This window comes from Mesorhizobium sp. BR-1-1-10 (assembly GCF_020165595.1).
GTDB classification, from domain to species: Bacteria; Pseudomonadota; Alphaproteobacteria; order Rhizobiales; family Rhizobiaceae; genus Mesorhizobium; species Mesorhizobium australicum.
In genome coordinates this window covers 125,009-149,212 of record NZ_JAIUIL010000011.1, presented here as the reverse complement: position 1 = coordinate 149,212, position 24,204 = coordinate 125,009, and the positions used below count along the sequence as shown (strand labels likewise).

The 24,204-nt window shown below is 65.2% G+C and carries 28 protein-coding genes; 12 read left to right on the top strand and 16 right to left on the bottom strand.

Annotated elements, in window-relative coordinates:
* The first annotated feature begins 76 nt into the window (after nt 1–76).
* Entirely contained in the window at nt 77–1,075 is a 999-nt protein-coding gene (locus tag LB555_RS23235; RefSeq protein WP_140876336.1) for an ABC transporter permease, read from the top strand.
* Nucleotides 1,076–1,135: 60 nt separating this feature from the next.
* The gene (locus LB555_RS23230; protein WP_140618010.1) at nt 1,136–2,110 is read left to right on the top strand and encodes a nucleoside hydrolase; all 975 of its coding nucleotides are present in this window, start codon (nt 1,136–1,138) and stop codon (nt 2,108–2,110) included.
* Nucleotides 2,111–2,224: 114 nt separating this feature from the next.
* Here LB555_RS23230 and LB555_RS23225 read toward each other — a convergent pair whose 3' ends face one another.
* From LB555_RS23225 to LB555_RS23195, 7 genes are all read right to left on the bottom strand, one after another.
* Nucleotides 2,225–2,533, bottom strand: a complete 309-nt coding sequence (locus tag LB555_RS23225; RefSeq protein WP_140725290.1) for a DUF1236 domain-containing protein — start codon at nt 2,531–2,533, stop codon at nt 2,225–2,227.
* 69 nt (nt 2,534–2,602) lie between these two features.
* Nucleotides 2,603–2,827, bottom strand: a complete 225-nt coding sequence (locus tag LB555_RS23220; RefSeq protein ID WP_023782864.1) for a hypothetical protein — start codon at nt 2,825–2,827, stop codon at nt 2,603–2,605.
* A 771-nt stretch (nt 2,828–3,598) separates the two neighbouring features.
* On the bottom strand, nt 3,599–4,201 hold the full coding sequence (locus tag LB555_RS23215) for a cupin domain-containing protein (RefSeq protein WP_140618007.1): 603 nt from the start codon (nt 4,199–4,201) through the stop codon (nt 3,599–3,601).
* Between the two features lie 105 nt (nt 4,202–4,306).
* Nucleotides 4,307–4,615: a DUF982 domain-containing protein gene (locus LB555_RS23210; RefSeq protein WP_015316965.1), complete on the bottom strand. Its 309-nt coding sequence runs from the start codon at nt 4,613–4,615 to the stop codon at nt 4,307–4,309.
* Nucleotides 4,616–4,753: 138 nt separating this feature from the next.
* Nucleotides 4,754–4,978 carry a hypothetical protein gene (locus LB555_RS23205; RefSeq protein WP_015316964.1) on the bottom strand — a complete coding sequence of 75 codons (225 nt, stop codon included), beginning with the start codon at nt 4,976–4,978 and terminating at the stop codon, nt 4,754–4,756.
* 61 nt (nt 4,979–5,039) lie between these two features.
* Complete coding sequence (gene groL, locus LB555_RS23200) at nt 5,040–6,671, bottom strand: chaperonin GroEL (protein WP_140716319.1); 1,632 nt, start codon at nt 6,669–6,671, stop codon at nt 5,040–5,042.
* A gap of 58 nt (nt 6,672–6,729) precedes the next feature.
* The gene (locus LB555_RS23195; RefSeq protein WP_015316962.1) at nt 6,730–7,044 is read right to left on the bottom strand and encodes a co-chaperone GroES; all 315 of its coding nucleotides are present in this window, start codon (nt 7,042–7,044) and stop codon (nt 6,730–6,732) included.
* A 392-nt stretch (nt 7,045–7,436) separates the two neighbouring features.
* Between LB555_RS23195 and LB555_RS23190 the strand changes: the two genes are divergently transcribed.
* Nucleotides 7,437–7,715: an usg protein gene (locus tag LB555_RS23190; protein WP_015316961.1), complete on the top strand. Its 279-nt coding sequence runs from the start codon at nt 7,437–7,439 to the stop codon at nt 7,713–7,715.
* An 88-nt stretch (nt 7,716–7,803) separates the two neighbouring features.
* On the opposite strand, the gene LB555_RS23185 is transcribed toward LB555_RS23190, so the two are convergent.
* The 3 genes from LB555_RS23185 to LB555_RS23175 form a co-directional block, all read right to left on the bottom strand.
* Nucleotides 7,804–8,013 carry a hypothetical protein gene (locus LB555_RS23185; RefSeq protein ID WP_181174005.1) on the bottom strand — a complete coding sequence of 70 codons (210 nt, stop codon included), beginning with the start codon at nt 8,011–8,013 and terminating at the stop codon, nt 7,804–7,806.
* Nucleotides 8,010–9,509 carry an ATP-binding protein gene (locus LB555_RS23180; RefSeq protein ID WP_224683864.1) on the bottom strand — a complete coding sequence of 500 codons (1,500 nt, stop codon included), beginning with the start codon at nt 9,507–9,509 and terminating at the stop codon, nt 8,010–8,012. The genes LB555_RS23185 and LB555_RS23180 overlap by 4 nt, the downstream gene beginning before the upstream one ends.
* 337 nt (nt 9,510–9,846) lie before the next feature.
* Nucleotides 9,847–10,554 (bottom strand): glutathione S-transferase family protein, encoded by a 708-nt coding sequence (locus LB555_RS23175; protein ID WP_181177900.1) that lies wholly within the window; start codon nt 10,552–10,554, stop codon nt 9,847–9,849.
* 198 nt (nt 10,555–10,752) lie between these two features.
* On the opposite strand from LB555_RS23175, the gene LB555_RS23170 reads away from it, so the two are divergent.
* Entirely contained in the window at nt 10,753–11,061 is a 309-nt protein-coding gene (locus tag LB555_RS23170; protein ID WP_015316958.1) for a hypothetical protein, read from the top strand.
* 21 nt (nt 11,062–11,082) lie between these two features.
* On the opposite strand, the gene LB555_RS23165 is transcribed toward LB555_RS23170, so the two are convergent.
* The 3 genes from LB555_RS23165 to LB555_RS23155 form a co-directional block, all read right to left on the bottom strand.
* The gene (locus LB555_RS23165; protein WP_224683863.1) at nt 11,083–11,913 is read right to left on the bottom strand and encodes an aldo/keto reductase; all 831 of its coding nucleotides are present in this window, start codon (nt 11,911–11,913) and stop codon (nt 11,083–11,085) included.
* Between the two features lie 87 nt (nt 11,914–12,000).
* Nucleotides 12,001–12,633, bottom strand: a complete 633-nt coding sequence (locus LB555_RS23160) for a DUF5074 domain-containing protein (protein ID WP_023775517.1) — start codon at nt 12,631–12,633, stop codon at nt 12,001–12,003.
* Nucleotides 12,634–12,667: 34 nt separating this feature from the next.
* A complete protein-coding gene (locus LB555_RS23155) occupies nt 12,668–13,888 on the bottom strand; it encodes a hypothetical protein (RefSeq protein ID WP_015316955.1) in 1,221 nt (406 codons plus the stop codon).
* A 115-nt stretch (nt 13,889–14,003) separates the two neighbouring features.
* Here LB555_RS23155 and LB555_RS23150 point away from each other — a divergent pair, with 115 nt between their 5' ends.
* The 3 genes from LB555_RS23150 to LB555_RS23140 all read left to right on the top strand — a co-directional run bounded on the left by LB555_RS23150 (nt 14,004) and on the right by LB555_RS23140 (nt 15,289).
* Complete coding sequence (locus LB555_RS23150) at nt 14,004–14,183, top strand: hypothetical protein (protein ID WP_140876350.1); 180 nt, start codon at nt 14,004–14,006, stop codon at nt 14,181–14,183.
* Nucleotides 14,180–14,926, top strand: a complete 747-nt coding sequence (locus tag LB555_RS23145; protein ID WP_140663351.1) for a DUF899 domain-containing protein — start codon at nt 14,180–14,182, stop codon at nt 14,924–14,926. The genes LB555_RS23150 and LB555_RS23145 overlap by 4 nt, the downstream gene beginning before the upstream one ends.
* Nucleotides 14,927–15,025: 99 nt before the next feature.
* Nucleotides 15,026–15,289, top strand: a complete 264-nt coding sequence (locus LB555_RS23140; protein WP_224683862.1) for a hypothetical protein — start codon at nt 15,026–15,028, stop codon at nt 15,287–15,289.
* Between the two features lie 42 nt (nt 15,290–15,331).
* On the opposite strand, the gene LB555_RS23135 is transcribed toward LB555_RS23140, so the two are convergent.
* The gene (locus LB555_RS23135) at nt 15,332–16,330 is read right to left on the bottom strand and encodes a bestrophin family protein (protein ID WP_140725270.1); all 999 of its coding nucleotides are present in this window, start codon (nt 16,328–16,330) and stop codon (nt 15,332–15,334) included.
* Nucleotides 16,331–16,626: 296 nt separating this feature from the next.
* Between LB555_RS23135 and LB555_RS23130 the strand changes: the two genes are divergently transcribed.
* On the top strand, nt 16,627–16,830 hold the full coding sequence (locus tag LB555_RS23130) for a hypothetical protein (RefSeq protein WP_224683861.1): 204 nt from the start codon (nt 16,627–16,629) through the stop codon (nt 16,828–16,830).
* On the opposite strand, the gene LB555_RS23125 is transcribed toward LB555_RS23130, so the two are convergent.
* Nucleotides 16,812–18,104: an MFS transporter gene (locus tag LB555_RS23125; RefSeq protein WP_041163791.1), complete on the bottom strand. Its 1,293-nt coding sequence runs from the start codon at nt 18,102–18,104 to the stop codon at nt 16,812–16,814. The genes LB555_RS23130 and LB555_RS23125 overlap by 19 nt on opposite strands.
* Before the next feature lie 198 nt (nt 18,105–18,302).
* Here LB555_RS23125 and LB555_RS23120 point away from each other — a divergent pair, with 198 nt between their 5' ends.
* Nucleotides 18,303–19,256, top strand: coding sequence for a LysR family transcriptional regulator (locus LB555_RS23120; protein WP_224683859.1), 954 nt, complete (start codon nt 18,303–18,305; stop codon nt 19,254–19,256).
* Nucleotides 19,257–19,386: 130 nt separating this feature from the next.
* Here the strand turns inward: LB555_RS23120 and LB555_RS23115 are convergent, their stop codons facing one another.
* Nucleotides 19,387–20,004 (bottom strand): TetR/AcrR family transcriptional regulator, encoded by a 618-nt coding sequence (locus tag LB555_RS23115; RefSeq protein ID WP_140716329.1) that lies wholly within the window; start codon nt 20,002–20,004, stop codon nt 19,387–19,389.
* A gap of 258 nt (nt 20,005–20,262) precedes the next feature.
* On the opposite strand from LB555_RS23115, the gene LB555_RS23110 reads away from it, so the two are divergent.
* Genes LB555_RS23110 through LB555_RS23100 form a run of 3 tightly spaced genes read left to right on the top strand, consistent with a single transcriptional unit; the run spans nt 20,263 to nt 24,097 of the window.
* The gene (locus LB555_RS23110; RefSeq protein ID WP_224683858.1) at nt 20,263–20,793 is read left to right on the top strand and encodes a (2Fe-2S)-binding protein; all 531 of its coding nucleotides are present in this window, start codon (nt 20,263–20,265) and stop codon (nt 20,791–20,793) included.
* Entirely contained in the window at nt 20,790–21,842 is a 1,053-nt protein-coding gene (locus LB555_RS23105) for an FAD binding domain-containing protein (protein ID WP_224683857.1), read from the top strand. The genes LB555_RS23110 and LB555_RS23105 overlap by 4 nt, the downstream gene beginning before the upstream one ends.
* Nucleotides 21,839–24,097, top strand: coding sequence for a xanthine dehydrogenase family protein molybdopterin-binding subunit (locus tag LB555_RS23100; RefSeq protein WP_224683856.1), 2,259 nt, complete (start codon nt 21,839–21,841; stop codon nt 24,095–24,097). The genes LB555_RS23105 and LB555_RS23100 overlap by 4 nt, the downstream gene beginning before the upstream one ends.
* Nucleotides 24,098–24,204 lie beyond the last annotated feature (107 nt).

Genomic DNA, 24,204 nt, shown 5'->3' with positions numbered 1-24,204 from the left:
CTGTACGGCGCCGTAGAGCACCATCCTTCCAGAACGCCACCACCAAGCCCCCCTCCTCGCGAACGGGAGCCACCCCATGAGCACCACCGCGATCACGCCCGCGCCGGTCTCCTTCGGCCGCCGCATAAAACGCTTCATGGCCGACCGGCCCCTCATCCCGCTGATCATCCTGCTGGTCATCCTGGTGGTGATCCTGCAGATCCTGCGCCCCGGCATCGTCAACGAGCGCTGGATCGCCAACACCATCAAATTCGCCATTCCGCTGGCGATCCTCGCCGGCTGCCAGACCATGACAATGCTGACCGGCGGCATCGACCTTTCGGTCGGCACGGTGGCGACGATGAGCGCCTTCATCATGGCAACGCAGATCGTCAGCCAGGACCCGGCTGTGGCCTTCCTCCTGGCGATGATGCCGGCGGTGCTGATCGGCCTCGTCAACGGCATCGGCGTCGGTGTCTTCCGCGTCCACCCGCTGATCATGACGCTGGGCACCAGCCTGATCGGCACCGGCTGCCTGCAGGTCTACCAGCGCACCGTGATCGCGTCCGGCGCCAAGATCCCCGACTTTCTCGCCTGGCTGGGGACCGGCGTCACCCCCGTACTCGGCTTTGCCTTCCCCAACGCGCTGCTGCTGTTCGTGCCGCTGGCGGCCCTCATCGTCTTCACGCTCGCCCGCACCGGCTTCGGCCGCCTGCTCTACGCCGTCGGCGACAATGAGCGCGCGACGCGCCTGTCGGGCGTGCAATACTGGCAGGTCATCACGGCGCTCTACGTCACCTCCAGCGTGCTCGCCGGCGTCACCGGCCTGCTCTATATCGGCCTGATCAAGGCGCCGTCGCTGTCGCTCGCCGAACCGCTGGTGCTGCCCTCGGTGGCGGCGGCCGTCATCGGCGGCACCTCCATCTTCGGCGGCCGCGGCGGCTACACCGGCACCATCATCGGCGCGCTGATCCTCACGGTGCTGACGACGCTGCTGACGATTTTGCAGATGCCGGAGGGAGCGAGGCGGATACTGTTCGGGTTGATCGTCCTGTTCGTGACGGCGGCCTATCTGCGCATTGTCGAGGACAAGTAGGCGCGGGCCGACTATTGGCACGGGGCAGCCACAGGCTTTGGCGACAAGGGAGACGAAATCATGGAAAAAATCATCCTGGACTGCGATCCGGGGCACGACGACGCCATCGCCATCCTGCTTGCGGCGGGAAACCCGAATATCGACCTTCTCGGCATCACGACGGTTTCGGGAAACCACAATGTCGAGAACACCACGCGCAATGCTCTGGCCGTATGCACCGCCTACGGCATCAAGGTGCCGGTGGCGAAGGGCTCACCCGGCCCGCTCATCGGCGACCAGGTGCTGGCCGTCGAAATCCATGGCGATACCGGGCTCGACGGCCCCGTCCTGCCGCCCGCCTCGTTCGAACTCGACAAGCGGCATGCCGTCGACTTCATCATCGACACGGTCATGGCACACGAGCCGAAAACCATCACGCTGGTGCCGGTCGGTCCCTACACCAACATCGCGCTCGCCATCCGCAAGGACCCACGCATCATCGATCGAGTGAAGGGCGTCGTCGCGATGGGCGGAGCCTACACGCGCGGCAACATCACGCCAGCGGCGGAGTTCAATGTCTATGGCGACCCGGAGGCCGCAGACGTCGTGTTCCGCGCCGATTGGGATGTCACCATGGTCGGCCTCGACCTCACGCACCAGGCGCTGGCCACTCCGGACCTGCAAAACAGGGTGCGCGCCGTCGGCGGCCCGATCGCCAAGTTCATCCTCGATATCTGGGAGTTCATAGCGACCACGCATGGCGGCCTCCTGCAGATCGAGTATCCAGCCGTCCACGACGCGTGCTGCGTCGCGGCCATGATCGACCCGACCGTCTTCACCACCGAGAAGGCCGATATCCGCGTCGAAATCGCCGGGCGGTGGACCAAGGGCATGACGGTGTGCAATTTCGAGAAGATGGGCGGGATGCACCATTTTGGCGGCACGGCGAGCGAGCAGGTCGACTTCCGCCATACCGTGGCGATGAAACTTGACCATCCGAAATTCTGCGGCCTGATCGTCGATGCGCTGGAGCGGCTAACCCACGCCAAGGCCTGACGGGTGAAGGTTTCGGCGATGTTCACAGGGATTAAGTGGCTCCGCATAGAAAGCCCGCCGCGCCATTTGCGGCACGGCGGGCCGCCCCCGTTGGCCAGGGGCAAGCTACCAGCATCACTCGATGATCTGCACGACCCTGCGTGTATCGGGATCAACCAGAACCGCATGATCGCCGACAACAGTGTATTTGTATCTGACGTCGGGGACGTCGATTGTATGAAGCTCGACAGTGTCAGGGAGAGCGGAGCCGACGTTGAGTTCGACGCCGAGCAGGCTGACTGACGCGAGTTTTTGCTTGTGGATGTATTCGCGAACGACCGTCTGCTGCTCAGGCTTGAGAATTACGACGTCTCCCGCGAAGGAAGCACCAATTCCAGCCACAAGCGCGAGGGCCGCGACAGCGCCGACAAGATACCTTTTCATGACAAGTCCTTTTGTGAACTAAGACACATTTTCAGAGGCCAGAACAATTCTGGCCTCTGCCGCAGCCAATCAGCCACCATTGGCAGGTGCCGCTGGCTTCGCGGGCGCTGAAGTGGCCGGAGCTTCCACCTTTGGCGCCTCAACCTTCACGTTGATGTCCTTCCCGCCGCCGCCGCCGATGTTGATGACACCGGTAAATATCAGCAGGACAACGATGGCGATTATCGCAAGAACAATAGCGACCGCAGTGCCGCCGCCACCTCCAGAGTTAACAACAGTTGGGCCGTCAGCCATGACTTTCTCCTCTCCTATTCTTTGAGTTGTCACCGGTCAGCAACGGCTCCCGCTGCATTGCGTTCCCAGGCAAGGCTTAGGTCTAATAATTGGCAAGACTGAAGTCGTATGCGGCAACCCATTTCTTGCCGATACGTTGGGTTTCGCGCCGGAGCAACGCAGCCAATCACCCATCATCGCGGAATCCAGCTCGACCGCCGGATATTCTGAGAGCGAGGCAAGCAGTGACATCAGCCCAGAGACCGAGCATCCACGACGACAATCGCCCCGCAAATGACAATGATGTTCAGGCCCCGGAAATCCCGTCGGGCCCGCCCGTCTGTCTGAGTGAGGACGCCAACATGGTCGATCTTGTCAGGCGAACCGAGCGCTTGGCCATCGCCGTTGTCGTGGGAATGGCGATCTGCCTGACGCTTATCCCGGCGATCTATGTTGCCCTCACCTACGGAATGTAGACGGTATCAGTCGTCTGTCCGCTCCGAGGCAGGCGCAATCTCTTCACCACCTGCTTTCTCCAGGCTTGCTCCCATTGCGCCTGGCATGCCGGACATGTTCCCGCGCGCCATCAATCCCGAGAATCTCAGACAAAAAAGAACCCGCCCCGGCGTCAACCGAAGGCGGGCTCTCTCCGTTTTCCAGTCCGTTGATAAAGCATTCGACGGCTATCAACCTCCAATGCCCGAGAGCGTTCCACCGGAGTGATGAACTATGCTTCGATCTGCCCGTCGATCGTTCCGAGGCAGGGCCTGCTCTCTTTCGCCTTCGGCGAACTCAATCTTTCTTCCACGCCGCCAGCAGCGGGCCCTTGCTTCCATAGACGGGATCCTTGCGCGGACGGCCGACCTTGGGGATCGTCACCACCGCCTTGGCGTGGTCGGCGGTGGTCGTGCATTCGTCATAGGTACCGGCCGGCGGATAGGCGCCAACGACGAGAAAGTCGTCCGAAGCGGAGATGCGCTGGTGCCCCGTGCCGGCCGGAAGAACCGCGACATCGCCGGCCTTCAGCGCCAGCGTTCGGCCCTTCTTGCCGCCAAACCGGACCTTCGCCGTGCCACGCGCCACGCCGAGCACTTCGTGGATGCGCGAATGGTAGTGAACATAATCGTAGATGCCGTTGCGCCAGCTGTCTCCCCAGCCATTGGCCGAGAAAAGCGCCTCTAACACGGCCGCGGGATCGAAGTCTTCCGGCAATCTCACTGCGCCGCGATAGACGACCAGCGGCCAGGACGGATGATTGGGCACCAGGCCATCATCGCCAAACCTGAACTCGTTCGCTTTGCGCGGCCTGACAAGGTCGGCCGCATGACGGCTGTCCGGTCTTGCGGCACCGGTCACCTGTTCGGCCACTTTCTTGATGCTTTGCAGGATGCTCATGACGTCGCCTCGCCTCGGGGAACCAACGCTGATTCAACCCGATGGCCATCGCTTGGTTCCCCGCGGGCTCGCGCCCGCCACCGCCGCGAGGCGGATCGCTGAAGATCAGGCGGACCTGCCGCCTCGCCCTGCCTGCAGCGCATTGTCCATCGCAGCGGCCGGCGAAACCATATCCGGCAGCAATATGTCGTTGCGGCGTGCGAAGGTGACCAGCGTCGCGCGCACCGTCTCCGGGTCGATCTCACCGGCGATGCCCGCCTTGCAGGCATTGAGGGCGACGGCATGGGCGCCGTTGCGGCTGGCGGCCGGCCAGTCCTGCAACAGCGCGTAGGCTTCCATCACGCTTTCGATCTTCCTCGGAAAGCCCATTCCGACCAGAATGGTCACCGGTTCTTCAAACTGCCAGCGATTCATGGCTTGTGCCTCCTCTCGATTGTGCGGACCCGCGGCGGGCCGAACACCGGAAGGCGCGGCCCGCCGCGTAAGGTTCATGGGACTGCCCGTAAGGTTCATGGGACTGCCCGTAAGGTTCATGGGATTGAATGTCAGCGCTCAGCCGCCGGCCGAGGCCTCGGACGCCTCCGACACCTGTTGCGCGGCCAGGAACATCAGCGTCGCGGCAACGGTCCGCCGCTTCCAGCCGGCGGCTTCGGCCCTGTCGAGCAGTTCCGCCAGCAGCGGCTTCAACGCACCGCGGCATTCGCTTTCATAGGCCAGGAACTCCTTTGCCTGATGTGTCGGCGCGGGCACGGGCCCAAGGTCGGCAAGCGCATCCATATCTCTCTCCCTTCAACCGATGCCCGCTCCCTGTCGAGGGAGCGGGCGGACTGGTCGGACCTCAGAAGTCCATGCCGGCGCCGGCCGGCATTGCCGGGCTGGCGGCTTCCTTCTTCGGCTTCTCGGCCACCATTGCCTCGGTGGTCACCAGCAGGCCGGCGACCGACGCCGCATCCTGCAGCGCGGTGCGCACCACCTTGGCCGGGTCGATCACGCCCTGGCCATAGAGATCGCCGAACTCGTTGGTCTGAGCGTTCCAGCCCCAGCCGAATTCGCTCTTCTCGCGCAGCTTGCCGACGATGATCGAGCCTTCAGCACCGGCATTTTCCGCGATCTGGCGGACCGGCGTCTCGATGGCGCGGCGCACGATCTCTACACCGGTCTTCTGGTCGGCATTGTCCGTCTGGACAGCATCGAGCGCCTTGGCGGCCCGAAGCAACGCGACGCCGCCGCCGGGCAGCACGCCTTCCTCGACAGCCGCGCGGGTCGCGTGCAAGGCATCGTCGACGCGGTCCTTGCGCTCCTTGACCTCAACCTCGGTCGAGCCGCCGACGCGGATCACCGCGACACCACCGGCAAGCTTGGCCAGCCGCTCCTGCAGCTTCTCGCGGTCATAGTCGGAGGTGGTCTCCTCGATCTGGGCCTTGATCTGCGCGACGCGGCCCTGGATTTCTTCCTTGCGCCCGACGCCGTCGACGATGGTGGTGTTTTCCTTTTCGATCACCACCTTCTTGGCGCGGCCCAGCATCTCCAGCGTCACATTCTCGAGCTTGATGCCGAGATCCTCGGAGATCGCGGTGCCGCCGGTGAGGATCGCGATGTCTTCCAGCATGGCCTTGCGGCGGTCGCCGAAGCCCGGCGCCTTGACGGCCGCGACCTTGAGGCCGCCGCGCAGCTTGTTGACGACCAGCGTCGCCAGCGCCTCGCCCTCGACATCCTCGGCGATGATCAGCAGCGGCTTGCCCGACTGGACCACCGCTTCCAGCACCGGAAGCAGCGCCTGCAGGTTGGCGAGCTTCTTTTCGTGGATCAGCACGTAGGGCTCGTCAAGTTCGACGCGCATCTTGTCCTGGTTGGTGACGAAATAGGGCGAGAGATAGCCACGGTCGAACTGCATGCCTTCGACGACTTCCAACTCGGTCTCGGCGGTCTTGGCTTCCTCCACCGTAATGACGCCTTCATTGCCGACCTTCTCCATCGCTTCGGCGAGGAAGCGGCCGATCTCGGCGTCGCCATTGGCGGAGATGGTGCCGACCTGCGCGATCTCGTCGTTGCGGGTCACCTTGCGGGCGTTGGCCTTCAGCTCGGCGACGACGGCGTCCACCGCCTTGTCGATGCCGCGCTTCAGGTCCATCGGGTTCATGCCCGAGGCAACGGCCTTGGCGCCCTCCTTGACGATGGCCTGGGCCAGCACGGTCGCGGTGGTGGTGCCGTCGCCGGCAAGGTCATTGGTCTTGGAGGCGACTTCGCGCACCATCTGCGCGCCCATGTTCTCGAACTTGTCCTCAAGCTCGATTTCCTTGGCGACGGTGACGCCATCCTTGGTGATGCGCGGCGCACCGAACGACTTGTCGATGACGACGTTGCGGCCCTTGGGACCGAGCGTCACCTTCACCGCATTGGCCAGGATATCGACGCCGCGCAGCATCTTCTCGCGCGCTTCGGTATGGAATTTTACCTCTTTGGCAGCCATTGGATCACTCCTCTATCTCTAGGCAGCATTCGTTGACTGGTGGATTTCTAAGAAGCCGTCAGGCGGCCTTCTTCACTTGCGCGGTCTGTTCGATCACGCCCATCACGTCACTTTCCTTCATGATGAGCAGGTCCTCGCCATTGAGCTTGATCTCGGTGCCGGACCATTTGCCGAAAAGGATACGGTCACCCACCCTGACATCCAGCTCGGTCAGTTTGCCGCTGTCGTCGCGCGCGCCGGGACCGACGGCGATGACTTCGCCTTCCTGCGGTTTTTCCTTGGCGGTATCGGGAATGATGATGCCGCCGGAGGTCTTTTCCTCGGCCTCGATGCGGCGGACCAGGATACGGTCATGCAATGGACGGAACGCCATGTCGTTCTCCTCTTGGGACAAACAGGTTTTCAGCTTCCTCCACACCGGACCGGCAATTCGGGCCGATGCGGAAATGCGGCGACCCTTTGTCAGGCATCGCGCGCGCATATCGAGCTAGTTTTCCCTTTTTTCGGTTTCAAGAGGCCGGCCAGAAAATTTTAGCACTCACGCCGTCGGAGTGCCAACTCACTGTTATAGCGGTCTTATTCGCTCTGCGTCGGGAGCCGCCCCTTGAATTTACGCCTAGATCCGGCAAAATTATCCGAGCCGGTACCATCGCCGGCGCCGGAACCGCTCACCCTCTGAAGGAGTTGTTTACCGACGGCGCACATCGATGGGCCGAGAGACTTTTTCGCCGTTACGGCCACCGCTGCCGCCGAAAGGAGACACGAATGATCGCAAGCGTCAGCAAGGAGTTCCGCCTCCAGATGGAAGGCTATGGCCTGACCACCGCACAAATCCATTACCGTCTGCCTGACCATCGGAGCCTGCTGCAGCTTTATGTCTGGCAGGACTACGACCTGGCGCCGGAGTTCCCCGAACTCAAGGGCTTTCTCTCCTATTGGGAGCGCGAATTGGACGGGCCGCTTCACTCCGTCCACATCGCCCACCACCGGCTCATCACCCCATCGGAATGGCGGGCGGTCGACGGTGTCATCACGGTCCAGTAAGGGCGGCGTCATCGCGCGGTGCTGACCTTACCAGAAGCCGACCAGCGACCTCACCATCGCCTTCGCACCCGCCGTCTGCAAGCAAGCTTCAGATACGATGATTGACCAGCGCCACGCCGAGCCCGGCAAGGATCGAGCCGCAGGTTCCCGGCACCAGCCACCTTGCGCCGCTTGCCGGGGACCGCGCAAGGGCCAGCGAGGCGATGCCGGCCGCCGCCAGGTCCGCCATCGAGAACCAGCGGATCAGCGTTTGTCGATGAGATCGCAATGCCGCCACGGCCGCGTTGGATGCCCTCACAAAGCCAGGCTTCCCTGTTCCGCCCCCTCGGCATTGGGATCTCCGGGCGCCGTTGCCCAGGCGAGTTCGACCAGCGTCACGGTGCGCTTCCCCGTGCCGTCGAGCTGGCAGACGATGAGGCCCTGCTCCTCGATATAGGTGAGCAGCCGCCGGGCGCGGCGCATGGAGTGCGAGCCGTAGGCGCGGGCAATCGCGCCATCGCTCGGGCACGGCCAGCCCTCCTTCGCCGCGCGCGCGATCATCATGAACACGCCTTGCATGTCCTCCGGCAGCAGCGAAGCGCGCACCGAGACGTCGCGCCACACATCGTCCTCGCTGGCTTCGGCCCCCAGCCCGGCACGGGCGCGCGTCAACATGCGCCGGAAGGCGGGCAGGTCAGGCACGACCGAGGCGAGCCCCTCGATGCGGCAGCGCACGACAAACTCCTGGTAGAGCACCCCGATCACGCGGAAGCCCGCGTCAGGTTGTGCAAGAATGGCGCGCAGCACGCGGTCCACCCGCTCGCGCCGCTCCGCCAGATCCTCGGCGCTGACTTGCGGCTCCGCCGGTTCGGGGCGGATTTCCAGCGCAGCCGACTTCGCCGCCATCAACTGGTCGAGCAGGTCCGGCGAGGCCACCCGGCGCGGCGCGCGCATCGTCTCGGGCGGGGCGGCCAGGATGATGGCGCGGGCATCCTCGAGCGCCGCCTCCGGCAGCGGCATCAGCCTAGGCGTGCCGTTGCGCGGGCTGGTGTCGGTCGGGCCGATGCGCAGGCCGAGTGGCCGGCGCGACAGTGCCGGCCCCAGCGCCATGAACTGGCCGCGCTCCAGATCGCGGAACGCCTCCGCCTGCCGCCGCTCCATGCCCAGGAGATCGGCCGCGCGCGCCATGTCGATATCGAGGAAGGTGCGGCCCATCAGGAAATTGGAGGCTTCCGCCGCGACGTTCTTGGCGAGCTTGGCCAGCCGCTGCGTGGCGATGATGCCGGCAAGCCCGCGCTTGCGGCCCCGGCACATCAGGTTGGTCATGGCGCCGAGCGAAAGCTTGCGCGCCTCGTCCGACACCTCGCCGGCCACCGCCGGCGCGAAAAGCTGAGCTTCGTCGACCACCACCAGCATCGGGTACCAGTGGTCGCGCGCGACCTCGAACAGCCCGCCGAGGAAAGCGGCGGCGCGCCGCATCTGGTTCTCGGCATCGAGGCCTTCGAGGTTGAGCACGGTCGAGACACGGTGGATGCGCGCCCGCTCGCCGGCCGCCTGCAAGCCGCGCTCGGTATGCTCCTCGGCATCGATCACCAGATGGCCGTAGCGTTCGCCCAGGGATACGAAGTCGCCTTCCGGATCAATGATGGTCTGCTGCACCCAAGGCGCGCTCTGTTCCAGGAGACGCCGCAAGAGGTGCGACTTGCCGGAGCCCGAATTGCCCTGCACCAGAAGGCGGGTCGCCAGCAACTCCTCGAGATCGAGTTTCGCCGGCGCGCCCGCTGTCGTGTGTCCCATCTCGATCGCAACGGTCATGCCAGACTCATCAACTCCTTCGCGGACGGGCTTAGCAATCCGATCGCGGCCCGTCGAGCGTGGCATGGCCGGCGATTCGCGTTGCGCACAGCCGAGACAATGACGACCGGCCGCAATGGACGGCCGCAATCCGGCGGGCCTGCCGTTTACGGCCCTGACCTGTGGATAGTAACCACCTGTTCACCATGGGCGGGCGTTTCGATTGCGGCGGCCGGCCATCCGCTTAGCCTGGCCTCTGCATCGCCCCCCCAAAGCGATGCACCCCAACGCCCCCAAATGGCGGCCGGCGTTTTCAAGTTTCTCTCCAAACGTATACGCCGGTCGCCACCCCTTTCGACTACAGCCTCGGCGCCTCATGCGGCTCGACCTGTCCTGGGACTGGCGGCAATCGCGGCGCGTCCAGACCCTCGAAGGGATCACGCCAGGCGTCGATCGCTTCAAGCCGCCGATACCAGCGATCGACCAGTCGATAGTCGCCGAGCGGCAGGCCCGCGACATCGTTGAAAGGCAGGAAGGTCGCCATGCGGAAGTCGGCATAAGAAACTTCGTCTCCGACCAGCCATTGCCGGCCCGCAAGCGCGGTTTCCAGGATCGCCGCCGTCGTGTGAAACAGTTTCAGCCCATCCTCGACCAGTTGGTGATCGATCGGCCCGATGTGATAGCGCTGCTTGGTGCCGCGCTCGAAATGCACCATGTCGCAGGCCCGCATGAAATTCTCCTTGCCCCAACTCAGCCAGCGGATCATCTCGGGCTCATCGTCGCCGCTGCGCCAGAAATCGGAACCCATGTCGCGCGACAACCGGCAGGCTATGGCGTCGGCCTCCCACAGGCTTCCGCCGGGCCAGACCAGTATGGGCAGGGAAAGATTGGGATTGAGCGGCCGGAATCGCTCCGCTTGCCCCGGCGCGAACGGCGACGCGAATTCGAAGGTCACCCTCGCCCCGAGATGACGCGCCACCGCGACCCCCAGGCGCGGATTGGGGTTGCGGCTGAAGTACAGTTTTGTTTCCACCCCAGCCGGCATCGGCTCGACTTCGTCACTCATGAATGCCTCTCCTTGTCTCGGCGACCGTCGCCAGATCAAGGACGGATGCGGCTGGTGCAATCCGACAAATCATCCACTCCCCGCGCGCCGGGCGGAACGAGCAGCCTATCGAAACAGGATGGGTTGCGCAAAGTTTGGGTTGACCGTCTCCGACGACGAGGCGACACTTCATCCCACAGCAAGGCAGGAGGAAATACGATGGACGAGCCCGACCGCTGGCGCCATATGTCGAGCGCGCCAAAAGACGGCAGCCGGATCCTCGTGACGGTCCGCCCATCCGAGCAGGGGCCGGCGGAAGTCGACCTCGCCTACTGGTCACGCGCCGATCAGTTCGGTGACGAGGGCTGGCGCGCCTCCGATTCCTCGCCCGGCCGCGTCGTCGAATATGCCGAGCCGGAGCTGAAGTGCTGGATGCCGATGCCCTCGGCCAATCTCAGCCGGGGCGCCTCGATGCCAGCGCCGTGGGAAGGCGACGACGCGCAACAGCTGGACGGCTCGGGGATTTAGCGCGCCGACCGCTTCGTCCTGTCAGAACAGAAACGCCGCCGTCACCGGATCCGGACCGTTACGGCCGTCAGCCGAATCCATGCCGGCGATCGTCTCCAGGTCCTGTGCGTCCAGTTCGAAATCGAAGACATCGAAGTTGGCCGCGATGCGGTCCTGGCGCACCGACTTCGGGATGACGATCAGCCCTTGCTGGAGATGCCAGCGGATCATTGTCTGCGCGGTGGACTTGCCGTGTTTGCGGGCAATGCCTGATATGGTCGGGTCGCTCAGCAACCGGCCGCTGCCCAGCGGACTCCAGCTTTCCGTATGGATGTCGTGCCGGGCGTGAAATTCCCTCAGATCGCGCTGCTGGAAGCGCGGGTGCAGCTCGATCTGGTTGACGACGGGCGTCACGCCCGTCTCGCCGATGATGCGCTCCAGATGATCCCTGTTGAAATTCGAAACGCCGATCGACTTGATGCGGCCGGCCTGCTGCAGCTCGACGAGCGTCTTCCACGCCTCGACATATTTGTCCTGGCTGGGCACCGGCCAATGGATCAGGAACAGGTCGAGCTGCTCGACGCCGAGCTTCTTCATCGTGTCGTCGAAGGCCCGAAGCGCCGCATCGCGCTGGTGCGCGCCGTTGCGCAGCTTCGAGGTGATGAACAGCTCTGCCGCCGGCACGCCGGCGGCGCGGATCGCCTCGCCGACCCCTTCCTCGTTCCGGTAGCCCTCGGCGGTGTCGATCAGCCGGTAACCGGCCTGGATAGCCCAGCCCACCACCTGCGCCGTGATGTCGTGATCGACCTGCCAGACGCCAAGGCCAAGCTGGGGAATGGCGGTGCCGTCGTTCAACGTGATCTGTTCGGGCATGGGAGAATCCTTTTGTGGGGGATGGTCCAGCCTATCTAGGTTTGGCATCGCACAACGGCCAGTCGATTGGGGAAAATTCGCGGACCCTTATTTCGGCCGGCGCACCGCCCTCACCACGCCGGCGTTTCCGCTGCCGCAGAACAGTCGGTCGGCGCCATCGGATTCCAGCCCCGAGACGCCCATGCCGGCAGGCATGTCGAGCTTCTCCAGAACCTTGCCCGTCCGCGGGTCGACGCGGCGCAGATCGCTTTCGTCGCCCTCCCAGGTGGCGTGCCACAATTCCCCGTCGACCCAGGTCACCCCGGTGACGAACCGGTTGGATTCGATGGTGCGCAGGATCGCGCCGGTCTCGGGGTCGATCTGGTGGATCTTGCGCTCCCGGTGCTGGCCGACCCATAGCGTGCCTTCGGCCCAGGTCAGCCCGGAATCGCCGCCATTGCCGGGGGCTGGAATGGTGGAAAGCACCTCGCCCGTGTCGGGATCGATCTTCTGGATGCGGTCCTTGGCGAGTTGGAAGAAATGCCGGCCGTCATAGGCGGTGCCGGCATGTGCCGCGACATCGATCGAGCGCAAGGCCTGCCCACTCTCCGGATCGAAGGCGTTCAGCCTGTCGCCCGAGGCGAACCAGACATTCTTGCCGTCAAAGCTTACCCCGGCCACTGTATTGGCACCGGGAAAGGGCCCGTATTCCCTCAAGATTTCGGCTGCCGAATGTTTCATGTCCTTGTCCCTCGATGGTGGTCGTCGTCACTTTCTAGCCATTGGGAAGCGGCGCGGGGAGTAACAAGGTGGTCGTGAAACCCGCCACCGGCGGCGTCATCCAGCGGCGCGCCCGGCCATGGCCGAAGGATTGTACCTTGCCGGCCTCGGCAAGCGGCTCAAGCGCCCGCTGCACGCTGCGCTGGCCGGTTCCAAGTGCCAGCGCCAGGGCCGAGCTCGACCAGGCCTCGCCGTCGGCCAGCAAGGCAAGCACGGCCGCGTGCCGTTCCTCGATCGGCCGCGCCAGCACCACCACCGCATGGGCCTGGCGCGGCACCAGCGTGAAGCCATGCCTGGTGGCGCTGATGCCGGCCAATGCGCGAAGCTCGGCACGCAGCCGCCCGATCTCGACGCGCAGGCGCGCGCGATGCGATTCATCGGCATGCTTGCCGCCGAAGGCCCGCGCCACGAGTTCCCCCCGCGAAACATCACCGGGCCATGCTTCGGCGAGCGTCCGCGCCAAGGCGAACAGCACAGGCCGGCTCGCCAGCGAAACCGTGGTCCGCCCAATGCGCACGGCGTAGCGGAAAGCATCGACGACCAGCGCCGGCGTTCCCTGCAATGCCTCGACCTCTTCGAGCAGCAGCGGCTGCTCCCTGCCCTGCGCGATCAGCCGCGCCGCGGGTGTCTCCAGTGCCAGCCACGCGCTGTCGACCTCCGCGATGAGGCCGGGAATGCCGGCCTTGCGAGCGGCATGGCGCGCCCACTCCAGCGCCGCGCGCGCCGGCCTGGTCCGCAGGCGCCGCATGGCGATACCGGCGACGGCGAGTTCGTGCGCGGCCCTTGCCGCCGGCGGCAGTGGCGCCGGGTCGAGCCCGGCCAGCACGTGCTCGGCCTCGTCGAGGCGGCCGATCAAGAGCAGGCGCCGCACCTTGAGGTGGCCGGCATGGGCCGCGTTCAACCGGTCGCCATGCTTTTCCAGCGCCGTGCGGGCCGCGTCGAGCGCCTTGGCCGGCCAGCCCAAATCACGCGAAACCAGCGCGATTTCGGCCTCGGCGACGACGCATCTGGCGCGCGCCACGGCCTCTTTCGGGCTGAAGGCACGCGCGGCCCGTCGCAACAAGAGCTTGGCGCGATCGAAGTCGCCGAGCTGCGCCATGGCAATGCCGCGCAGCGCCAGCGCCGGCGCATCCTCGCGCAGGGCAACGCGGTCGAGCGCGCCGAGCGGATCGCCGGCCGCCAGCGCCAGCGCTGCCGCGGTGATCAGCGAGTCCATTCAAATCCCGTCACACTTGTAACTCCCATCTCGGCGCAGCGCCGCCCTAACTTACGTCAGTACCGTCAACCAGCAAGACGTGCCGGCAATGACGGCAGCATGGGAGAACCAGAAAATGCCTGCCTCCACCAACCTCGACCTCGACGCGGCCAATGATACGGCCAAGCGCGCCGCACGCCACCCCTGCTGCGCCGGGCCGGATCTTTCGGATTTCGCCGCGCCTACGGCTCCCCCACACGTCCAGGCAACACCACACCGCAACGACGCCACGACCGGCAAAGGAGAAGACCAATGACCATGACCATGAACACCCCACCGATCGTCTCACAGCAGGATTGGAACGCCGCGCACGAAAAGATGCTGGTGAAGGAGAAGGCGACGATGCGCGCCAGGGACGCGCTGTCGGCCGAACGCCGGCGCATGCCGTGGACGGAAGTGGACAAGGCCTATGTCTTCGAGGGCCCTGACGGCAAGGTGAGCCTGCTCGACCTGTTCGAAGGCCGCCGCCAGCTCATCGTCTACCGCGCCTTCTTCGAGCCCGGCGTCTATGGCTGGCCCGATCATGCCTGCCGCGGCTGCTCGCTCGGCGCCGACCAGGTCGGCCACCTCGCCCATCTCAACGCCCGCGACACCACCCTCGCCTACGCCTCTCGCGCCCCGCAGGAAGACATCGAGCGGCTGAAGACACGGATGGGTTGGGAGATGCCCTGGTATACGATCACCGATAGCTTCGACAAGGACTTCGGCGTCGACGAATGGCACGGCCACAACGTGTTCATCCATGACGGGAACCGCATCTTCCGCACCTATTTCATCAACAACCGCGGCGACGAGGCTTTGGGCACCGTCTGGAGCTATCTCGACATCACGCCGCTCGGCCGCCAGGAGGTGTGGGAAGACTCGCCCGAAGGCTACCCGCAGACGCCACTCTACAGCTGGTGGAACTGGCACGACAATTACGATGCCGGAGCCGACAAGAAATGGGCCGAAGTGTCAGCTGCCGGCGAGGCCGCGTTCCGCGACAAGGGCAACCAGTAAGCTGGCGCAAGTCCGTCCAGCCTGGGTTCCTCTTCCCGCCTCCGGCAGGGCCGAGGACCCCAGGTGATGACGGGCCGCAACCATCAAGGGAATAAGATCATGAGCGATATCCCTTCCGGCATCGGCAGCGTGACCCCCGAAAATGTCGTCCCCCATGGCATAGCCGACTGGCTATGCCTCGCCGCGGCGCCGACCTTTGCGGTGATGGCGCTGCTTTCCCGTCTTCACGGCGGCGACGGGACCATGCTGTGCATAGGCGCCTCGCCGCTGGCCGGCTCGATCCTGACCGGCATGCCGGCCATGTATCTGCTGATGAGCGCTTTCCATCTGGCGCCGTGGCTGAGGGTGATGTCCCGCCGCTAGGCGCTGAGAAGGCATGGCTCTGCCCGACTCCGGCGCCCGACCTCACGTCGCGATGTCATTGACCGGCAGCAATGGCTTGGGAAGATCGCTCTCGCCGAGCCCGGCGCGCATCTCGATCTCGATGTCGCGGCAGATTTGCGAGATCGGCACGTCGTTGGCGTTGCCCTCGAAAGGGTTGGCGCTGCTCTCGCCGACCTGGTCGAGGGACATGTAGGCCCAGCCCAGCAGCGTGCTGAACGGGATCGTCAGCCAGATGCCGATCGAGCCGAGCATGCCCCCCAGCTTGCCCATGTCGGCGAACACCGGAACCACGCCGAACGGCAGCAGCGTGCAGAAGATCATGACGAACATGGAACTGACGATGGCGTATTGCCGGGGATAGGGATTGTTCTTGATGCGGTCGCAGCGCGCCTGCTGGTCGTGGAAGTCGCGGATCAGCTTCGTCAGTTCGCCATGGATCTGCGGCGGGACCTTGGCGTCCTTGAACAGTGCATTGACCTGGACGGACTGCAATTCGAGCAGGGCTATCGCCGGACGAGGCGATTTCAGGACATCCGCGGTCTGGTCGCCCAGCAGCGGGCGTAATTCGTCGGCGATCGAACCCTTGTCCTCCTGAATGTGGTAACGCCGTCGGTATTCGATATTGGCGGCGTTCCCCATGGATTCCCACGGCATCGGCCGCCGCAGCGCGTATCGCAGCGCCGTCATCCAGGCGATATGGCGGTAGATGAGCTGCCTGGCCGTCGGCGCATCGAGGAAATCCCGACAGAAATTCGACCATACGCGGCTGCTGGCCGTGATCTGCGTGAAGGCCTGCAGCGCCTCACTGCTGCGGGTGAACACCTGCGAGTTCTTGAAGCCGGCGACCAGCGACACCGTGGTGCCGAGCACCAGCACCACCGACCATGGCACGGAGAACCCGGCAATGCCCGGAAAGCGGTAGGCAGCCACGGCCAGCCCACTCACCACCACCATGTAGAGGACGCTGCGCCGTGACCACAGTGCGAAATCGATCACCTTGTAGGAACGGCCTACATACATTGAAATGCCCCTCAATCACGAACGGGCGGCAATCGGACCACCGGTAGCCTGACGCCTATCATATCGTTTGCACAGGGCGAAGAGCCGTCGACCGCGGTGTGCGCAGGACGCCGCCATGGGCACAGGATCTCGCCCGCGCCCGTGATCGTTCCCCCTATTTAAATTGCACTTCGGCTTGGCGAGTTGCAGGCGTCCGCCAGTTCCGCCCGGCGAGTGGTTGTGGAAGACCGTCTTGAAGGATTCCAGCAGCACCGGACTGCACCGTCGGCAAGGCCTGGACTCCGATCGACGCCGGCGTGGGTTCACCAATAAGCGACTTCATCATGGCAAGCGCCTCGGCGACGCCCTTGTCATCGGGACGCCACGAGCCGGTAGCCTTTGGCGATCTCGATTGCCGAGCGCAGGCCGAGATCGACCGTGGTATCGGAATGTGGATGCCTTGCGCGCGCATCGAGGACAGCGTGTCGAGCGCCAGCTGGTCTCATGCCACCTTCTCGTAGCGGGCGCGGCTCAGGCTGACCAGGCAGGCGATGGCCGCGCAGATGCCGGCCAGGACCAGCGCGAGGCTGGGTGCGCCTGTCAGCGGCACGGTCGCGAAAATGATCGACATCGAAATGGCGCCAAGCGTTTGTCCCAACAGCCGTGCCGTGCCCTGCATGGCTCCCGCCGCACCGCTGCGCGCCTTGGGTGCGGAGAGAAGCAGGATGCGATTGTTCGGCGTCTGGAAAAGACCAAAACCCGTGCCCGCGACGACGGTTCCGACCAGGAAGGCAATCGCCCTTGGACCGGGCGGTGTCAGGCCCGCGATCAGAAGGCCGATCGCCAGCAACCCGCCGCCGGCGGCGCACAGCCACGCTGTCTTGAAACGATCGGCCAGCCGCCCCGAAATCGGAGCGATGATGATCGTCGCGATGGGCCATGGCATCATGTAGAGGCCCGCCTGGACCGGGCTCATGTGCAAGGTGTGCTGCAGGTAGAATGGCAGCGCGACGTAGCTGAGCATCTGCCCGGTGAAGCACGAGATCGAAGCGATGACGGCTACCCGGAAGGCTGGATCGGCCAAGAGGTCGGTCGGCACGATCGGTGCGGCACTCCTGCGTTCGAGAGACAACAAGATGACGAGGCACAGGACGGAACAACCGATCAGGATCGACCCGCTGACCGGCGCACCGGCGATGCGGTCGGCGCCCGTGAAGAACAGGATGAACATCAGTGTGTTGGCCAGCAATGCCACGAGGTTGAGGTGACGCTTCACGCCATCCAGATGCGCAAGCAACCCGCCAGACAACAGGACGATGATGCCGATCGGGATGTTGACGGCGAACAGCCACGGCCAGCTGGAAACGGAGAGGATCGCGCCGGCGACACCAGGGCCGGCGGCCGCGGAAATCGCGATCGTCATCGCGTTGAAGCCGATGACGGTTCCGAGCAGCCGCTGCGGCACCGAAACGCGCAGGTTCATCGGCCCGGTCGCCATGATGGCGCCCGCCCCCAGTCCCTGGATGGACCGGGCAGCCACAAGAACAGGCAGGCTGCCGGCGAAGGCGCAGGCCGCGGAAGCCACCGTGAACAGCGCGACACCCAGAAGAAAGACACGCCGGGGGCCGTGGATCTCGCCCAGCGCGCCGCAAGGCAAAAGAGCCACAAGCACCGCAAGCTGGTAGCTCGACACCACCCACACGGTGCTGCTGGCACTGGCATTGAGCGACGCCGCGATGGATGGCAGCGCGACATTGGCGATGGCGCCGTCCAGCACGACGAGCACCAGCGTCATCAGCAGGACGCCGATGGCCAGGTAGCGGCGTGGCGACGGCAGGCCGTCATGGGCGGGAGTGATCGTTGCGGCTATGGACATCGGAGGCTCCGCTTCGTGGATTGTCGCCGCATCGATACCGCTCACCCCATTATTGCACCAGACGCAACGGAGTAAATTGACCGTTGCGTCAAACGCCTCATCCCGTTAGGCTCTCTCATGCTCGATCTCGACCTGAACCTTCTGGTGGCGCTTGACGCCTTGCTGCGGGAGCGCAGCGTCTCGGGCGCCGCCAAGAAACTTGGCCTCAGCACGTCCGCGATGAGCCGCACACTGTCGAGATTGCGGCTGGCGCTGGGCGATCCCATCCTGGTGTCGGCGGGACGCGCCATGGTGGCGACGCCTCATGCCGAAGCGATTGCCGAACAGGTGCACACGCTGACGTCGGAGGTCCGGTCCGTGCTCAGCCCCTCGCCGGAGATCGACATCAGCCAGGTGCGGCGCGATTTCACCATCCGGGCCAATGAAGCCTTCGTGCTGCTCTACGCCGCGCGTCTCCATGCCCTTGTCACCAGTGCCGCGCCCGGCATAAGGCTGCGCTTCGCGCCCCGGCCGGACAAGCGCATCGAACTGCTGAGAGAAGCCACGATCGACCTCGATATTGGCGTGCTTTCGGGTGATGGTGCCGAATTGCGTGGTCAGGCGTTGTTCGATGACCGTTTTATCGGTGTGGCGAGAACGGGGCATCCGCTTCTGGAGACCGAAATAACCGCTGAGCGTTACGCCGCGTGCCGGCACGTGGTCTCATCCCGGCGAGGCCATTTCATCGAACCGATCGATGAAGCACTCGCCGAACTCGGCCTTTCGCGAAATGTCGATCTGGTGGTGCCGAGCTATCCGGCGGTCGTCGCGGTCGCAGCCGCATCCGATCTCGTTGGACTGGTGCCGCGCTCGTACCATCTGGGTGCGACAGGCCGTACCCAGATGTTTGATCTGCCGGTGGCAATCCCAGGCTTCACCATCACCCAGGCATGGCACCCCCGCATGGATGCCGATCCCGTGCATCGCTGGCTGCGATCGTTGATCTTCAAGGAGTTTCCGAGCGCGGTTCGCCGGCTCGAGCAGCCGGCGACGGCAGGAAGTCTGGTGGCCGATCGACGGCGGGCCGACTGATCCTGTTCCTGGACCCGGAGCAGTCGCCGAGCTGCCATGCCGGAGCCAAATTCAGCCGCCCCCAAACACGATCGCACGATCAGCGTTTGTCATCGCTCGCCTCATGCCGGGGCAAGCGGCGTTCGCCCTCTCATCCAGCCTTCCTCGCCCCGAACCGCAACCCGTCCATCAGGAGCTTGACCAGGCGGCGCGAGCGGTCGCGCCATTCGGGCGTGTCGGGCGCCGAGTAGATGCCGCCGAGCGCATGCAGCACGTCGGAGGCATCGACATCGCCGCGGATGGTGCCGTCGGCCACCGCCGCCTCGACCAGTTGCCGCAGCGCCTGCGACACCCGTCCCGACGTGTCGGAAAACAGCGTCGAATTGGTGGTGAACAGGATGCGCAGGCTGGTCGCCAGGCCGCGCTTGGTGGCGATGTAGTCGACGAAGCGGCGCATCCATTCTTCCAGCGCCACATCGGAGGGATATCTTGCAGCGAGCTCGCCGGCCGCCGCGCACAACCCCTCCGCTTCGCGGCGGTAGACCACCTCGACCAAGTGCTCGCGTGTCGGAAAATGCCGGTAGAGCGTGCCGATGCCGACGCCGGCGCGCCGAGCGATCTCCTCCAGCGAGCCGTCGATGCCGCGCTCGGCAAAGACCGCAGCCGCCACCTCGACCAGCCGGTCGCGATTGCGCCGTGCATCGGCACGCAACGGCTTGTCGGCGGCGGCGGTTTTTTGGTCAGCGGTTGTGACGGGCGCAAAAGCCAATTTTTTTCTCCACCAGGGATATGGGGGCTTGAACCACGCCTGGCCAGCCCCCACGTAAATAAACGGAGGCACCTCCGCTTTTAGTGGAGAACCCTCATCATATAATCAGGGGAACCGGTATGTCACGTCTTTCCAAGCCGCAACCCGCCACTTTCCCAACCCGCGGGAGATTGGCCGTTGCCTGACCTTGCCCTTGCCCTTCCCCGCCCCTACCCCAATTCATTCCCCTCAGCGTCAAGCAACTGGAGCCAGACGCCCATGACCAGCCTTCCCATCTCGCTTACCGTCAACGGACATCGACACGAACTGAAGGTCGACCCACGCGTCACCTTGCTTGACCTGCTGCGCGAGCGGCTTGAGTTCACCGGCACGAAAAAGGGCTGCGACCGCGGCCAGTGTGGCGCCTGCACGGTGCTGGTCGACGGCAAGCGCATAAACTCCTGCCTGGCGCTGGCGGTCAGCCATGACGGCGCCGAAGTGCTGACCATCGAAGGTATCGCTCACGGTGAAGAACTGCACCCTGTGCAGGCCGCCTTCATCGCCCATGACGGTTTCCAGTGCGGTTTCTGCACGCCCGGGCAGATCATGAGCACGCTCGGCCTGATCGCCGAAGGACAGGCTGGCGACGATCCCGAGCGCATCCGCGAGGGGCTGAGCGGCAACATCTGCCGCTGCGCGGCCTACGGCGGCATCGTCGAGGCCGTCCTGGAAGCCCAGAAAAACATGGAAGCCCAGAAAAACATGGCCGACACCGCCACCACCGAGGCACGCAGGAGGACCGCGGCATGAGAGACTTCGATTTCATCAGGCCGGCCACCGTCTCCGACGCCATAGCGGCGGCGGCCGAACCGGGTTCGGCCTATCTCGCCGGCGGCACCAATCTGCTCGATCTGATGAAGGGCGGCATCACCAGCCCCGAACGGATCGTCGACATTACCCGCCTGCCGGAACTCAATCGCATCGAAACGCTCGATGATGGCGGCCTGCGCATCGGCGCGCTGGTCCGCAATGCCGATCTCGCACATGATCCGGCCTTCGCCAGAGCCTATCCGGCGGTGGCCGAAGCGCTGCTTTCGGGCGCCTCTGCGCAGCTTCGCAACGCCGCCACTGTCGGCGGCAATCTGTTGCAGCGCACGCGGTGCAGTTACTTCTACGACACCGCCAGCGCCTGCAACAGGCGCGAACCCGGTTCCGGCTGCTCGGCGCTTGGCGGCGAGAACCGCCTGCATGCGGTGCTTGGCTGGAGCGATGCCTGCATCGCCACCCATCCCTCCGATTTCTGTGTGCCGCTGGTGGCGCTGGACGCCGTCGTCGAGATCGAGGGCAAGGGAGGCCGGCGCCACGTGACCTTGGAGGAATTCCACCGGCTTCCGGGCGACACGCCGCAGCGGGAAACCGTGCTGCAGCCGGGCGACCTGATCGTTGCGGTGCGCCTGCCGGCGGAAGCAGCGTCCTTCGCCGCCCACGCCCGCTACCTGAAGCTACGCGAACGCACCTCCTATGCCTTCGCCGTCGTTTCGGCTGCCGCGGCCCTGACCGTTGCCGACGGCAAGATCCGCGCCGCGCGGCTGGCGCTCGGCGGTGTCGCGGCCAAGCCATGGCGGGCGCGCTCGGCGGAAGCGGTGCTGCTCGGCGCCGATGCCAATGAAGCGAGCTTCGTTCGGGCCGCGGATGCGGCTCTGGTCGACGCCAGCCCCTCCGGCGACAATGCGTTCAAGATCGAGCTTGCCCGCCGCATTGTCGTCAGGGCGCTGATGTCCGCACAGGCGGGAACGCCCGCTCTGATGCCCGCTTTGCCTGCTTCCCCTTTTTCCTTCCCTTCCCGGAGTGCGTCATGACGCTTGAACTCGGCCTCAACCAACAGCCTGCCCATACGCGCCAGGGCTCCAGCATCGGCCAGCCGCTGACGCGTCGCGACGGATTTTTGAAAGTCACCGGGGCCGCGCGCTTTGCCGCCGATAACAATCCGCCCGGCATGCTCTATGCCGTGCTTGCCGTCTCCAGCATCGCACGCGGCCGGGTTGTCTCGCTGGATGTCGAGGCGGCCAAGGCGCATGCCGGCGTGGTCGAGGTGATGACGCCACTGAACCGGCCGGCGCTCGCCGTCGATCCGGATGCCAAGGACCATCCCTTCATGTTCCGGCTCGACCTGCTGCAGAACGATGGGGTTCGCTATCCCAACCAGAGCATTGCCGTGGTGATCGCGCGGACGCTGGAAGCGGCGACCGAAGGGGCGGCGCTGTTGTCGCCGCGCTATGAGGAGTTGCCGGCGCGCGTTGGTCTGGACGGCGCCAAAAGCTTCGTGCCGCGCGGCGTTGGCGTCGGCAATCCGGCTGTGCAGGAGAAGGGCGATGTCGAGGCCGGCCTCAAATCGGCAAGGACGCGGATCGAGGCGACCTACGAGACGCCGGCCCAGTACCACAACGCCATGGAGCCCCACGCGATCGTCGCTGCCTGGGATGGCGACCGGCTGTCGATCGACACGCCGAGCCAGGGCCTGGCCATGGCGCAGGGCCGCATCGCCGGCCTGTTCGGCATCGCGCCGCAAAACGTCCATATCCGCAGCCCATTCCTGGGCGGCGGCTTCGGCTCCAAGGGCATGATTTCCGGACCGCAAGTGCTCGGCATCCTGGCGGCGCGTCTCGTCGGCCGCCCGGTCAAGCTGGTGCTCCGGCGCGAGCAGATGTACGGCCCGGTCGGTCACCGCGCCCCGACCCGCCAGACATTGCGCATGGGCATGGATGGCGAAGGGCTGCTGACCGCGATCTCCCATCACGCCAGGACCACGTCGAGCACGTTCGACGATTTCTTCGAACCGGCGGCCGATGCCTCGCACACGCTCTATGCCAGCCCGGCCATCGCCACCTCGCACGATGCCGTGCGGCTCGACACCGGCACGCCGCTGTTCATGCGGGCGCCAGGCGAGGCCACCGGATCGATCGCGCTTGAGAGCGCCATCGACGAGGCGGCCCATGCCTGCGGCATGGACCCGCTGGAATTCCGGCTCAGGAATTACGCCGAGGTCGAACCGATGACCGGCAAGCCGTTCTCCTCCAAGGCGCTGCGCGAATGTTACGAACAGGCCGCCGAGGCGTTCGGCTGGGCGAGTCGCCCGCTGCAGCCGCGGCGGATGCGCGACGCCGACGGTTTCCTCACCGGCTGGGGCATGGGCACGGCGACGTTCCCTGCACTCATGTTCCAGGCAGAGGCACGCGCGGTGCTGAGGGCCGACGGCACCGGCTTGATGGAGACCGGCGCCCAGGACATGGGCCAAGGCGCCTGGACGGCTTTTGCCCAGATTGCAGCAGACGGGCTGGGGCTCGACATCGACCAGGTCGATTTCAGGGCCGGCAGTTCCGACCTGCCCAATGCGGGCATCGCCGGCGGTTCGGGTCACACGGCGACGGCCGGCATGGCCATCCACAATGCGGGTGCGGCCGTCATCGCCAACCTTGCCGATCTCGCCACCGGCGACGAAGCCTCGCCGCTGTTCGGCGCCGGCAATGAAGGCGTTGTTGCACGCGGCGGACGCCTTTACCGGCGCGATGACGAAAGCCGCGGCGAAAGCTATACCGAGATCCTCGTCCGCGCGGGCCTGACCGAAATCGAGGGCCGGGGCAAAGGCGCTCCGGATCCGGCCTCCCAGGAGACTTACGCCAAGCACGCGCATGGGGCCGTCTTCGCCGAGGTGAAGGTCGACCCGGATCTCGGCCAGATCCGCGTCACCCGGCTGGTCGGCGCATTCGCCGCCGGACGGGTCATCAATCCGCGGCTGGTGCGCAGCCAGTATTATGGCGGGATGATCTGGGGCGTTTCCTTCGCGCTGCATGAGGAAGCCGTCACGGACCGGCGTTCCGGCCGCATCCAGAATGCCAACCTGGCGGACTATCACGTCCCGGTGAATGCCGACGTGCCCTCGGTCGAGGCGCTGCTGGTTCACGAGGACGACCCTTACGTGAACGCCCTCGGCATCAAGGGCGTTGGCGAAATCGGCATCACCGGGACTGCCGGCGCCGTCGCCAATGCGGTCTGGCACGCGACCGGCGTGCGCCCGCGGCGCTTTCCGATCCGGATCGAGGACCTGCTGGGGTGACGAGCGGTCCGCCTGAAACGACAGGCCTGCGCCAGAGCATGATGCCGAAAAGTGGGAACCGGTTTTCGGACGACATCATGCTCTATCTATTTTGATTTAGAGGCGGA

Excerpts from the sequence above, each read along its gene's own strand:
- LB555_RS23235 (WP_140876336.1), top strand. The coding sequence starts at position 77 with ATGAGCACCACCGCGATCACGCCCGCGCCGGTCTCCTTCGGCCGCCGC.
- LB555_RS23230 (WP_140618010.1), top strand. The coding sequence starts at position 1,136 with ATGGAAAAAATCATCCTGGACTGCGATCCGGGGCACGACGACGCCATC.
- LB555_RS23225 (WP_140725290.1), bottom strand. The coding sequence starts at position 2,533 with ATGAAAAGGTATCTTGTCGGCGCTGTCGCGGCCCTCGCGCTTGTGGCT.
- LB555_RS23220 (WP_023782864.1), bottom strand. The coding sequence starts at position 2,827 with ATGGCTGACGGCCCAACTGTTGTTAACTCTGGAGGTGGCGGCGGCACT.
- LB555_RS23215 (WP_140618007.1), bottom strand. The coding sequence starts at position 4,201 with ATGAGCATCCTGCAAAGCATCAAGAAAGTGGCCGAACAGGTGACCGGT.
- LB555_RS23210 (WP_015316965.1), bottom strand. The coding sequence starts at position 4,615 with ATGAATCGCTGGCAGTTTGAAGAACCGGTGACCATTCTGGTCGGAATG.
- LB555_RS23205 (WP_015316964.1), bottom strand. The coding sequence starts at position 4,978 with ATGGATGCGCTTGCCGACCTTGGGCCCGTGCCCGCGCCGACACATCAG.
- groL (WP_140716319.1), bottom strand. The coding sequence starts at position 6,671 with ATGGCTGCCAAAGAGGTAAAATTCCATACCGAAGCGCGCGAGAAGATG.
- LB555_RS23195 (WP_015316962.1), bottom strand. The coding sequence starts at position 7,044 with ATGGCGTTCCGTCCATTGCATGACCGTATCCTGGTCCGCCGCATCGAG.
- LB555_RS23190 (WP_015316961.1), top strand. The coding sequence starts at position 7,437 with ATGATCGCAAGCGTCAGCAAGGAGTTCCGCCTCCAGATGGAAGGCTAT.
- LB555_RS23180 (WP_224683864.1), bottom strand. The coding sequence starts at position 9,509 with ATGACCGTTGCGATCGAGATGGGACACACGACAGCGGGCGCGCCGGCG.
- LB555_RS23175 (WP_181177900.1), bottom strand. The coding sequence starts at position 10,554 with ATGAGTGACGAAGTCGAGCCGATGCCGGCTGGGGTGGAAACAAAACTG.
- LB555_RS23170 (WP_015316958.1), top strand. The coding sequence starts at position 10,753 with ATGGACGAGCCCGACCGCTGGCGCCATATGTCGAGCGCGCCAAAAGAC.
- LB555_RS23165 (WP_224683863.1), bottom strand. The coding sequence starts at position 11,913 with ATGCCCGAACAGATCACGTTGAACGACGGCACCGCCATTCCCCAGCTT.
- LB555_RS23160 (WP_023775517.1), bottom strand. The coding sequence starts at position 12,633 with ATGAAACATTCGGCAGCCGAAATCTTGAGGGAATACGGGCCCTTTCCC.
- LB555_RS23155 (WP_015316955.1), bottom strand. The coding sequence starts at position 13,888 with ATGGACTCGCTGATCACCGCGGCAGCGCTGGCGCTGGCGGCCGGCGAT.
- LB555_RS23150 (WP_140876350.1), top strand. The coding sequence starts at position 14,004 with ATGCCTGCCTCCACCAACCTCGACCTCGACGCGGCCAATGATACGGCC.
- LB555_RS23145 (WP_140663351.1), top strand. The coding sequence starts at position 14,180 with ATGACCATGACCATGAACACCCCACCGATCGTCTCACAGCAGGATTGG.
- LB555_RS23140 (WP_224683862.1), top strand. The coding sequence starts at position 15,026 with ATGAGCGATATCCCTTCCGGCATCGGCAGCGTGACCCCCGAAAATGTC.
- LB555_RS23135 (WP_140725270.1), bottom strand. The coding sequence starts at position 16,330 with ATGTATGTAGGCCGTTCCTACAAGGTGATCGATTTCGCACTGTGGTCA.
- LB555_RS23125 (WP_041163791.1), bottom strand. The coding sequence starts at position 18,104 with ATGACGCTGGTGCTCGTCGTGCTGGACGGCGCCATCGCCAATGTCGCG.
- LB555_RS23120 (WP_224683859.1), top strand. The coding sequence starts at position 18,303 with ATGCTCGATCTCGACCTGAACCTTCTGGTGGCGCTTGACGCCTTGCTG.
- LB555_RS23110 (WP_224683858.1), top strand. The coding sequence starts at position 20,263 with ATGACCAGCCTTCCCATCTCGCTTACCGTCAACGGACATCGACACGAA.
- LB555_RS23105 (WP_224683857.1), top strand. The coding sequence starts at position 20,790 with ATGAGAGACTTCGATTTCATCAGGCCGGCCACCGTCTCCGACGCCATA.
- LB555_RS23100 (WP_224683856.1), top strand. The coding sequence starts at position 21,839 with ATGACGCTTGAACTCGGCCTCAACCAACAGCCTGCCCATACGCGCCAG.